General features: G+C 40.4%; 12 protein-coding genes and 1 riboswitch. Of the genes, 2 read left to right on the top strand and 10 right to left on the bottom strand.

Annotated elements, in window-relative coordinates:
• Positions 1–23: 23 nt before the first annotated feature.
• The 8 genes from LEUCM_RS03205 to LEUCM_RS03165 all read right to left on the bottom strand — a co-directional run bounded on the left by LEUCM_RS03205 (position 24) and on the right by LEUCM_RS03165 (position 7,929).
• Complete coding sequence (locus tag LEUCM_RS03205; protein ID WP_011375499.1) at positions 24–1,454, bottom strand: amino acid permease; 1,431 nt, start codon at positions 1,452–1,454, stop codon at positions 24–26.
• Between the two features lie 118 nt (positions 1,455–1,572).
• A riboswitch (Lysine riboswitch) is annotated at positions 1,573–1,750 on the bottom strand.
• Between the two features lie 104 nt (positions 1,751–1,854).
• On the bottom strand, positions 1,855–2,895 hold the full coding sequence (locus tag LEUCM_RS03195; protein ID WP_025016178.1) for a WxLIP family cell surface protein: 1,041 nt from the start codon (positions 2,893–2,895) through the stop codon (positions 1,855–1,857).
• An 18-nt stretch (positions 2,896–2,913) separates the two neighbouring features.
• Complete coding sequence (locus tag LEUCM_RS03190) at positions 2,914–3,342, bottom strand: WxL domain-containing protein (RefSeq protein WP_120783716.1); 429 nt, start codon at positions 3,340–3,342, stop codon at positions 2,914–2,916.
• Between the two features lie 216 nt (positions 3,343–3,558).
• Positions 3,559–5,052 carry an L-type lectin-domain containing protein gene (locus LEUCM_RS03185; protein WP_025016176.1) on the bottom strand — a complete coding sequence of 498 codons (1,494 nt, stop codon included), beginning with the start codon at positions 5,050–5,052 and terminating at the stop codon, positions 3,559–3,561.
• Between the two features lie 152 nt (positions 5,053–5,204).
• Positions 5,205–5,807: a WxL domain-containing protein gene (locus tag LEUCM_RS03180; protein WP_025016175.1), complete on the bottom strand. Its 603-nt coding sequence runs from the start codon at positions 5,805–5,807 to the stop codon at positions 5,205–5,207.
• 445 nt (positions 5,808–6,252) lie between these two features.
• A complete protein-coding gene (locus LEUCM_RS03175) occupies positions 6,253–6,768 on the bottom strand; it encodes an Rrf2 family transcriptional regulator (protein ID WP_011375504.1) in 516 nt (171 codons plus the stop codon).
• Between the two features lie 6 nt (positions 6,769–6,774).
• Positions 6,775–7,305 (bottom strand): hypothetical protein, encoded by a 531-nt coding sequence (locus tag LEUCM_RS03170; RefSeq protein WP_025016174.1) that lies wholly within the window; start codon positions 7,303–7,305, stop codon positions 6,775–6,777.
• Between the two features lie 96 nt (positions 7,306–7,401).
• Positions 7,402–7,929: a GNAT family N-acetyltransferase gene (locus LEUCM_RS03165; RefSeq protein WP_025016173.1), complete on the bottom strand. Its 528-nt coding sequence runs from the start codon at positions 7,927–7,929 to the stop codon at positions 7,402–7,404.
• A gap of 166 nt (positions 7,930–8,095) precedes the next feature.
• Between LEUCM_RS03165 and LEUCM_RS03160 the strand changes: the two genes are divergently transcribed.
• Positions 8,096–8,380 (top strand): hypothetical protein, encoded by a 285-nt coding sequence (locus LEUCM_RS03160; protein ID WP_016265761.1) that lies wholly within the window; start codon positions 8,096–8,098, stop codon positions 8,378–8,380.
• A 442-nt stretch (positions 8,381–8,822) separates the two neighbouring features.
• Positions 8,823–10,202 (top strand): Na+/H+ antiporter NhaC, encoded by a 1,380-nt coding sequence (gene nhaC, locus LEUCM_RS03155; RefSeq protein ID WP_025016172.1) that lies wholly within the window; start codon positions 8,823–8,825, stop codon positions 10,200–10,202.
• A 201-nt stretch (positions 10,203–10,403) separates the two neighbouring features.
• Here the strand turns inward: nhaC and LEUCM_RS03150 are convergent, their stop codons facing one another.
• A complete protein-coding gene (locus LEUCM_RS03150) occupies positions 10,404–10,997 on the bottom strand; it encodes a TVP38/TMEM64 family protein (protein ID WP_035145241.1) in 594 nt (197 codons plus the stop codon).
• A gap of 105 nt (positions 10,998–11,102) precedes the next feature.
• Positions 11,103–12,836 (bottom strand): pyruvate oxidase, encoded by a 1,734-nt coding sequence (gene spxB / locus LEUCM_RS03145; RefSeq protein WP_025016171.1) that lies wholly within the window; start codon positions 12,834–12,836, stop codon positions 11,103–11,105.
• Between the last annotated feature and the right edge of the window lie 193 nt (positions 12,837–13,029).

The raw sequence follows: 13,029 nt of genomic DNA, 5'->3' as shown, positions 1-13,029 counted from the left end.
TGTCTCGACGCCTTTTTTATTGTCTAGCGATGTTTACTAAGGTCTACTTTTTCTAATGGAATAACCTTTGTTTTATAGCGAATCTTGTAATAACTGTACAAAATGATGAACAACGGAATACTCATGTAACTAATCCCGATCGCTGTCCAATCAAAGTGGGCAAACGCTTGAATATCCTGGCCAATAATGACAATCACACAGAGTAAGAAAGCAAAAATTGGCCCAAATGGGAACCACCGTGCGTGGTATTTTAATTCTGACAATTGATGACCTTGCACTTTAAAAGCGCGTCGGAAACGATAATGCGAAATCGCGATCCCTAACCAAGCGATGAAACCAGTCAAACCACTAGCAGCCACAAGGAAAAGATAAATGCGAGTGCCAAAGACACTGGTCATAAAGGTTAAGGCCCCAATGATTGTTGTCCCGATCAAAGCCATGACTGGAATACCGCGTTTGTTTGTCTTGGCAAAAATCTTAGCGGCATAGCCATCTTCGGCCATTGACCACAACATTCTTGACGAAGCATACATCCCTGAATTAGCAGCCGATAACACTGACGTTAAAATAACTGCGTTCATGATGCTGGCAGCTGATGCTAAACCAGCACGTTTGAAGACCAAGGTAAACGGACTAACCGCAATGTTGGTTTCACTAGCACCTAATAATGAGGGGCTTGTATAAGGAATTAAACAAGCGATAACGAAGATTGATAAGATATAGAATAATAAAATGCGCCAGAAAACTTGTTTGATTGCCTTCGGAATACTCTTTTCAGGCGTCTTCGATTCCCCAGCGGTGATCCCAATTAATTCTGTCCCTTGGAATGAGAAACCAGCAACAACGAACACACTCAACATCATTGGTAAGCCACCAACAAATGGTGCTTTCTTGATGGTAAAGTTGCTAAGGCCAGTTCGATGACCACCCATAATACCAAAGATCGTTAAGACACCAACACCTAAGAAAATAATAACTGTAATAACTTTGATTAATGCAAACCAATATTCAGTTTCACCAAAAGATTTCACACTCGTGATGTTAATCAAGAAAATCAATAATAGCGCGACTAAACTAAAAATCCAGCCCGGCATATCCGGTAACCAAAACTGCATGACTAAGGCTGCGGTACTGACGTCTACGGCTAACGTAATCGCCCAATTAAACCAGTAATTCCAACCAAGCGCAAACCCTAATGCTGGATCAACAAACCGCGTTGCATACGTTGAAAACGACCCTGAAACTGGCAAGTAAGTTGCCATTTCACCCAAACTGGTCATCAAGAAGAAGACCATAATCCCGATGCCACAATAAGCAAGTAACGCGCCACCTGGACCCGCCTTGGCAATTGCCGACCCACTTGTGACGAATAAACCTGTACCGATACTACCACCCAACGCAATCATCGATAGATGCCGCGTCTTTAACTCCCGCTTCATTTCATTTTCTGCCATACTACTTCCGCTTTTTTCTCCATTATTTCAAGAAAATCGCACCAACCCGCGAATTTAGCAAACAAAAAAGCCTTCTTGTCTGCTAAAAACGACAAAAAGACTATAAGCCTTATATTAACCGTTGATAGCGCCCCGTAACGTTTCGTTACGACAGTCCTTGATTTATTCAATCAAGTCCCAACATCAATTTGAATAAGCAAATTGACATTTCGGCAAATTCCCCTTTAATTATTCCTCATCACTGCTTAGTCAGTTCAGAATAACGACTGATGGTTTTTGCGACCTCTTATCTTGTTAAAGGTAGTATATCGAATTAAAGCGCATCCGTCAACATTGGACGCAATGCAAATTTCAGCTAAAAAAAGAAGATCGCCTACTGGCAATCTTCCCATTTTAATTATTATTCTTCAGTCTTGTCTTGCTTATTTTTCCGCCATAATAGGAAGAGTAAGAACAAGATTAAGAGTACCATGACACCGATAATCACGTATAACCACCAGTTACTTTGTGGTAATTCAACAGCCTTACCATTATATTTTCTGGCTTCTTTTTGTGTGATTTCAAAATCCTTCGACAATAGCCACTGGCCCTTGTTCGAGTTGACTTTAATCTTGATATTATAACGACCAGCCTTCAGTGGTTGGTTTTTTAAATCAATCCCGTAATCAAAATTCGAGTTGGGTGCCATCTGTAAATCGGTTTGTTTGCTGTGATAAAGTACCTTGCTTTGGCCAGCACGGCGAATCTTAGCATCGACTTGCATCTCACCAACTGAGTTTGCTTGTGTATTTTGAATATTCGATAGAATCGCAGTATGCCCGTTCAACAAACCAGGTTTAATTCGATTTAAGCGCAAATGTGGTTTTACCGCTTGATCGGATTGCGTTAACTTAACGCCTAAGATATAAGAATAGCGGTTCGTCAAAGACGTCCCCTTCTTATGATCTAAAGCTTGTTCAACTTGATCTTGCTTCACCTGTGAAACATAGAACCCACCTAAAATTGTCCCTTCAAAACTTCCTTTAGGCGCATTCAACGTAAAAGTTGCTGTTCGGCTACTTTCAGCAGGCACCTTCAAGCGTTGCGCTGGCGACATCAATTTAGTAAATGGGTATTTTAACGTTTTATCGTACTTAGGATCAGACTGACTGTAGTCAATCACACCGTTTTGGTTGGTAATTGCCGTATTTGGTGCGACATCTACTTCAAGATCTTTTTTGCCAGTATTTTGGACGACTACCGATACTTCCTCTTTTTGACCAGGTTTCACGCGCAAGTCGTAATAGCCTAAATTCTTATCCGTTTGATTTTCCGGATAAATCGGTGCAACTGAGTAAGTTACCTTTTCGGCATGAACAACCTGTTGATTGACAGTAAAAGCCACAAACAACGTTGCCAGCACGCCCATCACTAATCCAAGCCATTTTTTAAAGTATGTCATTTTCTAATCTCCTCTATCTTAAGGGGCTGGTGTGTTACCTAACGTCCAATCAATAGTCCCTGTGTAATCACCCGCATAAGCCCCTGCATTCACTTTTAACAATATCCCTTGATTATCATCCCACTTAATCGGCGTAATGTCATCATCTGATGTTGTTGTTTTAGAAGCAATTCTTTGAGGGATTTCGGTAACGTCTGTTAATTTTTGACCATCAACATAAACTAAACCACCATCTAACTGTTTGTGATCTGTCGTCCGTGTCAAACCTGTTGAGCTGGCGTATAAGTCCCACCGCGAACCGGTACCGCGTGTATCAGCCACGGTTGGTGCCCAATCGATATTGTCGCGTTTATTAATCGTATTCTTGCCAACTGTCACTGGTTCGAACCCAATTTCATTTTTGACCTTATCTAATAGCAAAGTCCCACCCTTTAATTTAAAGTACACGGTAACCACTGCCGATTTTTCATTATAACCAGCATTAGTCATATAAAGGGTTAATTTATGGGTATCATTTAATGATAAACCAACCGTTGAAATCCCACTGACTAACTTAGGACCGACATTATTTTGCGCGATGGTCTTTTCTGCACCATCGTCAATTGCATAATGTAATGTCCCAAGCGCGTGACTATCAACCTTACCAGTCGCTGATGATTGTGACTAAGAGCCTGTTAAAGCAATCGGTTGATTCTTATCAAGCGCAATTGGTTTTTCCTTCGTTGGGTCAGTCCACTTTTTATCTAAGACAAGTTTAGGGATACTTGTCACGTAGACGGCCTTTTCTGTCGATTCACGGGCCATCTTACCATCCAAACTGATTTCATAGTTCCGGCCTAAATTGGTCGTCCCATCAGTTGGGGTTGGGTCAAAAGCGGTTAGCGTAAACTGAATCTTAGACGTGCTATTTTTGGCAACGTCACCCATATTAACCCCAGTACTAAAGGTATTTTTCCCTATCGTACCAAAGAAGTCATTTTCTGTCGCATCGTGCGGTGTCAGTGTATTACCGTTCAAATCAATAGAAGGTGTTTTGAAAAGACCCGTCGACACCTTATTCTTCGATACTAATTTATTATTGATCATCAAATCATCGGCAACATAGGAGACCCCCTGAGAAGTATCCGTTCCATCAGTCTTATAGCGTACACCCACTTGTTTCCAATCAGAACCACTAGTGGGGTCGTTATTAATTGTTAGGACTCCTTTTAACTCTTCTAAGGGTTTGGCTGGATTATCCTTTGTTACTTCAGCACCAAGTGCATCACCATTTTCATGGTACACTTTGTAATTTTGTGACGTAATCGGAATATTCGATATTTTTTTAAAAGCCACTTGGTTCAATTCGTTACTCTTACCAGTTTTACCCGTGAAACCCCAGTAAACTTGCGTTGTTCCAAAAATATTATCAACATTAATCGGTACCTTAACAGCGTCTTGACCATCAAATTTATAAGTTAAAGTATGATCGGCATAACTCCACTTGACATTAAACTCATGCCATTTACCATCTGATCCAGGAAATTCCTTAACATCATTATGAATCAAACGAATTTTAGAACCTATTATCCCGAAATCTTTATAGCTACTGGTTAAAGCCAGATAATTCCACGCGATATGATTTCTGACCAGTGATTGACTCGCACCCCAAAAACCCGTCGGTGCTGAACCCCAATCATCATTATTTCTTGTATCAAACTCTACTGCGAAACTCTTCTTAATAGCTGGACTAACATCCACACTACTTACACTACCCCAAACACCTAATTGCTGCCCTGTTCCGCCTGTTTGAATTGTATTGTAACCACGTGGATCAGCATGCATCACAAAAGCCATCCCATCAGCTGCATTACTGCCACTATCACCAAAGTTTAAGAGCATCGTCGCCTCAAAATCTTTGCTTAAATCAATCCGGTTATCCGGATTAGACCAAATAGCCCCCGACTGATCGTTGGCGGCTGAATTGATGACAGTTACACCATCAACAGGTAATTCACTGTCGGATTCCTTTAGTGGTGGTGCGAATAAATTCTCAATATTTGTAATATGCGCTGGTACTGGGTCAATTGCTGCCTTTGTTGGGCTAACTACCACCAAGATTCCTAGCAATAAACTAATACCTAGCACTAAAAATTGTATTGTTTTATTAATACGCATTGCCAGTCCTCCTTGAGCAACTTTTCTCAAACGACTAATTAACTGTTACCTCAAGTGATTTCGACTGGGAAATCAACTGAGGTAACAGCTCATTATTGAGCTGTTACTACTATTATAACCATTGTAAAATGCTATCTCAAATTAAGGGTTAATTATGCTTTTGGTGTTGCGGTTAATGTCCATGTTAATTGACCAGTATAGTCACCAGCGTATGCGCCAGCTAAAACATGGAGATTTGAACCACTAATCTTGTAGTTCCAGTTCCCTAACCCTTGATCCTTACCAGCTGTGATAATATTTTTAGCACTATCATTCGTTAAATCAACTGATTTTGTATCCGCTACAGTGTGCGCTGCGTTATCAGTACTGATACCACTCGCATTCTTCAATGTTAATGTTGAGTTTTCAAGTGTGTGACTGCTTGCATCTGTGAACGGTGTTGTAAGCGCAACGTCAACTGTATAACCAACACCAGTCCCACGCGCATCAGCAACCGAAACAGTGCCATCAGCTGTTTGACCCAAATCTAATACAGAGGCTGTAATTTCTTTAGTGCCAAAATCTAAATCAGGAACAGCTGTTAATTTAACCGTATCGCTACCCGTTAATTTTGCTTTTACGACAGAAGTGCCTTTTTGACCATCTGTTGCGATTTCATTTTTAGGAGCATCTGCTGCGAAAGCCGTTTGTCCTGAAATCATTGCTGCACCTGCTACTGTCACTAAACCGCTTAATAATAATGTACTAATCTTCATCACAAAGACCTCTATTCTTTAATTTTTCTTTTATCATCTAATTAACATCATCAAAAAATTCAGCGTTCTCACCATCTAATCCGTTGAAAAGTAACGCTATTAACCTTTTCAAGATTAGTATATCACCCCCGTAATTGATTGTAAACAACTTATTTTCAAAAACATTTAATAATATAATCATTTATTAAATAAAGTATAAGTAATATCCACTATCTAAAAATTAGTGAAAATCAGAAATGCTTATATATCAACAACCGTCACCTGATTAGTGAAAATTAATTTTCATTATTTTTTGTAATTTCAGCAAATAATAATATTTTATTTTAAAATAATTGGACAATCGAGCTTATCTTAGCAACTCAAATCACTAAATTTTCTGTTAAAAAGACAAAAAAACAGGCTAGAAGAAGGGTTCTTCTAGCCTGTTTTAACTTAGTAAGTCAGTTTACTTTAGATTTTTAATAATCTTTTGAATTAATAATTCACGTTGTTCAGCAGATTGGTTCCAATCAATAACCGGAATATCGGGATGCCCCATCGTTTCGATAATTAAACCGGAGACAGTTTGTTTTTTCAATTCATTGGCCCACAACATGTCCGCTTTATGAAAAGCAGCATTAATAATCAACGTTCCTTGTTTAGCCACTGGTTGAAAATCATTAAAGACTGTATCTAACTTACCGGTATCTGGATACGACTTAATCTGACCTTCAGTTGCCAAGACAACATCGTAAATTGATACTTCACTGGCAGGTCTTGCTAGGGTAAAGCCACCACTATTCCCTGAAACAGATTTTACAAGGCCGGCCACTACTAACTTACGAATAATTTTCCGTAAGTAAGTTTGTGAACCACCCAGACGATGATGAATCACTTCTGACGAAATCGTATGTTCAGGATCTTGGGTTGCCAATAACACAATAATGCACGTTGCTTGTTCAAATGCTCGTGTCAGTTGCATATTAGTCTATCTCCTTTTAACAAACGTCCCTGAAGCCTCACCTGGGGCCGCTTTTACTTCAAATCCATATTTAGTTAAAATGTGTTCGACTTTGTTGAAACTCTCGCGATCAAACGTACTGATATTACCATCGATTGTTTCAATTTCTAATTTGTTGGCTAAGTTACAAAAGGCCTTAACTGCCAATTGCGCCAATCCTAAGTTTTGGTAATCATAAACTGCTAAGCGTGAAGCTGCACCCAATGTTTCTAAAACAGTGATGTGCATTTCATTTTTCCATTTGTTGGTTTCAAACAAGAGTTGTGCTTGAAAATCAACTATTGAATGTCCAAATTTATCAACATTCGCATATGGTGTATACACAAAAATTGAGTTCGTTGATTCTCGCTGACCACCTTCACGATAGCCCGTATAGACAACATACTGTTTAACCCCATCATCGCTGGTTTGATTCATGCTAGATAAAATTGTTAACTTTGAATCTGCCTCAATTTGCGCTAATTTTCTTGCAAAGGCTTGATCATTTTCACTTGCCATCTGATAACCCCCATTTGTCTTTCAATCCCGATTATACCACAGGTTTTCCAATTTAACCGTGCTTTTTAAAGGGTTCTCATTTCAATTGTGATTTTTTTATCGAAATCCTTTTTCGCCTAAATTATATTGGTAATATTGCACTAACTCGCCCCCTAAATAGTCAGGAAGCTGCGTTTGATAAGCAGTGGTAAAGCCCACTTTTTGTAAACAATGAGCTGATTTTTGATTGGTAATAAAACAAGCCGCCATAAACTTCGTAATATGCAGGTCATCATGATAAGCATTCATAACCGCAGATAATGCGCTTGTCATCAGGCCCTGTCGCTGGTATTGCGGCAAGATTGCAAAACTGAGTTCGTATGACTCAACAGTGATATCATCTTGCGCTAGGTTTGGTGCCAACATCATTAGCCCACAAACCGCATCTGCCTTTTTAGACACAATTGCCCATGAATGTTCATCAGACTGGAGCATCGTCAAAAAAGATTGCGCTTCATGCTCAGATTGAAACGGCGGCATATTGAGTTGCTTCGCAATTTCTTTTTCGCAACCAATTTGGTAGACCACTGCTAAATCACTAGCGATAAAATGTCTAACTTGTACGGTATCAGTTTGAATAATCAATTCATAACCTCCTTCGTTTTTCTCCCCCTTATCATACGTTAATTAAATGTTTCCGCCAAGTCGTTTTTTAGGTTTCTCTTAAGAACAAGCATATTAATTGTGGTAGACCACTAAATATTTTATAATAATAGCCATCAATTCCTATTGCTAGAAAGATGGTGTTCGTATGGCATTACGTGATTACTTTCATTTATTCTCAACCGTTCCAGAACAATCAGAATCTTACGATTACATCCTTCATTTTCTAGGGACGACCATTCCGGATTTGCGCGACTATCCCGACTTAACCAAAATTTGCGATTGGGCTACTTACGACGATCACAGTTTTAGAATCTGGACCAGTTTACCTTTGGATGAATTCGAACAAAAATTTGCCCAATTAACACCGCTGAACGAAAAAGATTATCAAGTTGATTACAGCTATAATTTTAAGGATATTAATTTCTTCTAAACTTTCTACTTGACTTTTAGTCGTCCCTGCCGTAAATTGATTATCAATCATACAAGTCATCTCATTCAAACCAAGTAATGCTTTATCTGTGTGTCAGGAAGTCGGTGGTTGCTGCGAACCGATCAGGGTAAATGTCATGAAATACTGAATGAAGACTTCGGCTAATTAACAGGACCGTTATCCCCTGTAAGAGTGGCGTGTTGTCTTAAATTGGCGCGCTAACTGGGTGGTACCGCGGTTTCCAATCGTCCCTATTCGCAGATGCGAGTAGGGACTTTTTTTATGCAAAATACTATTGGAAACCACTTTCAATAGTACGTTTCAACTAATTTTAACCAAAGGGAGGTTTTTTCATGTTAAGGCATCTTGCATGTGGTGGTATTCTTCGTTATCAGTCCTATGACGCACAACTTCAGATAAAACTTAAAAAGGATGCGTTAATATGTCAAAAAAATCAATTAGTTTATTCGAAGCAACATTAGTCCTTGTCATTCTCCTGGCCATTATGGGAACCGGCGTTATTATTTTCCAACTCTCTCCTCAAACCCCAGTCCTCACTGGGATCGCCCTTCTCATGTTATGGGCCCGGTGGCGTCATTTTAGCTGGGATACGATTCATGAAGGGATTGAAGAAGGTTTAAAAAGTGGTCTAATTCCCATTATTATTTTCATTCTTGTCGGTGCCTTGATCAGTACTTGGATTGCCGCTGGTGTCATTCCCAGTTTAATGGTTTGGGGCTTCCAGATGGTCAATGTGCACTGGTTTATTCCATCCATTTTCGTCGTTTGCGCCTTCGTCGGGAGTGCCATCGGGAGTGCCTTTACCGTTATTTCAACGGTTGGGATTGCCTTTTTCGGAATTGGTGCCACACTGGGATTAGATACAACAATCGTCGCAGCCGCAATTATTTCCGGGGCAATATTTGGTGATAAATCTTCACCACTCTCTCAGTCAACTAATTTAACAGCTGCAGTTACTGAAACAGATCTCTTTGCCCACATCAAAAACTTAATGTGGACGACCGTACCAGCTTTCGTCGGTTCATTAGTGCTATACGCTATTATCGGTCATACATCTCGTGATATTCCGTTGACCAAAATCAGTACAACAGTTGCTATTTTAAAGGCGCATACTGACGTTAGCCTCTGGGCATTACTCCCTATTATTTTAATTTTCGTCTGTGCGCGTTTAAAGATGCCTGCTATTCCAACGTTATTTTTAAACATCGCCGTTTCAATCGGCTTAATTTTCAGCCATCATCCACACACTTCTTTTAAAACAATCGCCAGCTTGATTGAAAATGGCTTCGTCGCTCATACTGGCAACCAAAGTATCGATGCACTTCTCACACGTGGGGGCATTAATAGTATGTTAGGCACAGTTGCCTTAATCATCATGACGTTGACTCTTGGTGGTTTATTGATGAAACTCGGTTTAATTGAACGCGTGATGGCCCCCCTTGCAACTCACCTCAAAACACCTGGTCAATTGATCAGCGCGGTGATTGCTTCTGGGATTGGCGTTAACCTCTTTATCGGTGAAGAATTCCTTTCTGTTATCCTGCCAGGTAAAGCTTTTAAATCAACTTTCGAAAAATCAGACCTTAGCAACTTGGCGCTCGGCCGTGCACTTGAAGATGGCGGGACCGTTATTAACTACTTAGTCCCTTGGGGCGTTGCCGGCGTTTTCGCCGCTAACACACTCGGCGTGCCAACACTAAGCTACCTGCCATTTTGTTTCTTCAGTATCCTCTCACCAATCTTCTCAATCTTGAGTGGTTTTACAGGTATTGGACTTAAAAAGAAAAATGTTACTAATTAAATAAAAGAGGTTGCGACAAAAGTAATTTTTGTCGCAACCTCTTTTTTGAATTCAAAATTTTATACCTAAAACGTGCTTTTTGAAACTGCCTTCTGCGCTTAGCGTCTCTCGTCAAACAACTGCTTACAGCAGTTATCCGCCGAGTTATGCTAATGCTCAAAGCCAAACCGTTTCAATATAACCACCTGAAAAGCACTCTTTTTAGAATAGATTCATCAAGAATTGACCGCCGTAAACTAATGCGAAGCTATAGGCTGCAATTGATGCTGGTTTGCATAAGATGATAATCCATGTGAATTTTTTAAATGACATTTCGGTTAAGCCAGCCATTAAACATAAAACATCATCGGGCGCAACTGGTAGGAAAATCGCTAAGGCGAAAAAGCGCGCAAAGTTTTTCTTTTCCGTAATCGTGCCGATATATTTATCATAAGTTTTCTCGTTGATGACGTGGAGAATAAATGGTTTCCCAAACTGGCGCGCCAGCAAGAAATTAAAAATTGACCCAATCGCAATCCCGACATAGTTATAGATAAAGCCCCATAACGGGCCAAAAACTAGAACACCGGCGGCAGTACTAATCCCACCCGGAATGACCGGAATCACCACTTGGATGATTTGAATTACGATGAAAATAATCGGGCCGATGAGTACGGAGTGGCCCAAGTACGCTTGTAAGGCAGTTGTATTATTAAAAAGCCCAAGTCGTGACCAGTAAATGGCTAATGCAATACTCCCTATCAGGGCCATCAGAGAAGTCATGCTAATTAAACGTCTTGAAATTGTTCTGCTCATCCGCCGAATTCCTTTCCCTCGATAATGTATCTTTAATTTACCATAATTTAAATTCCGAGTAGTCCGCCGATAGTCTGATTTAAGAAATCTTAACTTTTTAGTCGCTCATCCTAAAAATGTCCGAAAAGGTTTTAATCCTTGTGCGCGATATTTTTCAATAAACTGAGCAACTGCCTTAGGATCCTGAGTTTGATCATCGATTACCAATTGTTCCACTGGCAATGGCCGTTCGTTAGCAATTTTGACATCAATCACAACTGGTCCTTGGCGTTTTTGAGCTGCTGCAAAAGCAGCCTTCAATTCATCTAACGTCCGGACTGTAAAGCCTTGGGCCCCTAATGCTGTTGCGGTAGCACCGTAATCTGCACCCTGAATGGCAACACCAGAATGTGGTTGTCCCTTGTCATCTTGTTCTGCTTCAATAAAGCCAAATGAATCATTACTCAACACAACGTTGATAATTGGCATTTGGTATTTAACTTGCGTAATCAAATCTTGCATCACCATCGTGAAGCCACCGTCACCACTGATTGACCAAACTTGCCGATCAGGGAAGGCTGCTTGCGTTCCGATTGCAGCTGGTAAAGCAGCCCCCATCGTTGCGTACCAAGCTGAGATCGTCGTCTTTTGACCTGGTTTCATCTTCAAGAAGCGGACGCCATCAATCGTGACGTTTCCCACATCTAAGTTGAAAATCGCGTCATTGGTAGCCATTTGATTGATTTCTTTGAAGACTGGTTCCACTCGTAATGGTGTTTGTGGATCATCTTCAAAACTAGCGGTCCATTGATCCCAGTTAGCTTTATTAGCGACTGCTGCACGGTAGAAAGCTGTCTTTTCAGATACCGGTTCACTAGCTTCAAGTAAAGCTGCTAACGCTGTCTTAGCATCTGCTAAAATGCCAACGTCAACATGGTGTCTATGACCAAGTTTGGTTGGATCAATATCGATTTGGATGAACTTCGCGTCTGGTTTGAAGAAATATTGACCAAATTCGTAGTTACTGCCGACAAATAAAATTAAATCGGCCGCTTCTGCCAAATCAACACCCGGTTTAGTGGCCACCCGCCCTGCTGAAACCATGTAAGCCGGGTTTTCGTCAGCGACGATTCCCTTAGAGAGGGCTGATGACATCATTGGGATACTTAATTTATCGGATAACGCCACTAATTCATCGCCGGCTGCCTTAGCACCTTGACCAAAATAAATAATGGGTTGTTTAGCTTCTTTAATTAATTGTAAAGTCTGTTGAATATCCGTTGAACGGGGTTCTGGATAATTCCCCATCTGGAATAGGTTAGCAGTTGCTTCGAAGTGATCTTCAATTGGTTGCCAGCCTAAGTCCGTTGGAATTGTCACAACCGCTACGCCACTATTTTTATAGGCTTGTTGAATCGCTTGGTCAACAACTAGTGGTAATTGTTCTGCCGTCATCACAGTCCGGTTGTAGACTGCTACATCCGCGAACATTGGATTTTCATTCATTTCTTGGAAATAATCAGTATTCATGACACCAGTTGCTACTTGACCAACTAGCGCTAAAACAGGAACGTGATCATACTTGGCATCATAAAGCCCGTTCAATAGATGAACTGCGCCAGGGCCAGCTGATCCAAATGTGGCCGCGATTTTACCAGTCACCTTAGCTTCACCAGAAGCAGCAAGCGCCCCTACTTCTTCGTGACGAACTTGAATATAACGCATAATTGCTTTTTGATTATGCAATGCATTCATCGTTGAATCAAATGAGCCACCAGGTAACCCAAAAATATGGTCAATACCCCAGTCTGCCATGACTTTTAACATTGCGTCTGCCGCATTTATCTTTTGTGTTACCATCTAAAAAGACCCCCTGATTAATTTTATTCTGCTTATTTAAGTATACCGCCTTAATTGTAAGCGTTACAAATGATAAGCATTTTTTAGCCGTTTTGACTGGTAACGAATCGTCTTTTTTGGTATGCTTGCATCAAGCTAGATAATAATGATTATTAATAAGTGATCATTAACTTTAGATTTTAGGGAGGCTTTT

This window comes from Latilactobacillus sakei subsp. sakei DSM 20017 = JCM 1157 (genome assembly GCF_002370355.1).
GTDB lineage: Bacteria > Bacillota > Bacilli > Lactobacillales > Lactobacillaceae > Latilactobacillus > Latilactobacillus sakei.
Note: the sequence above shows the minus strand (reverse complement) of the source record. Positions and strands in the feature narration are given on the sequence as shown.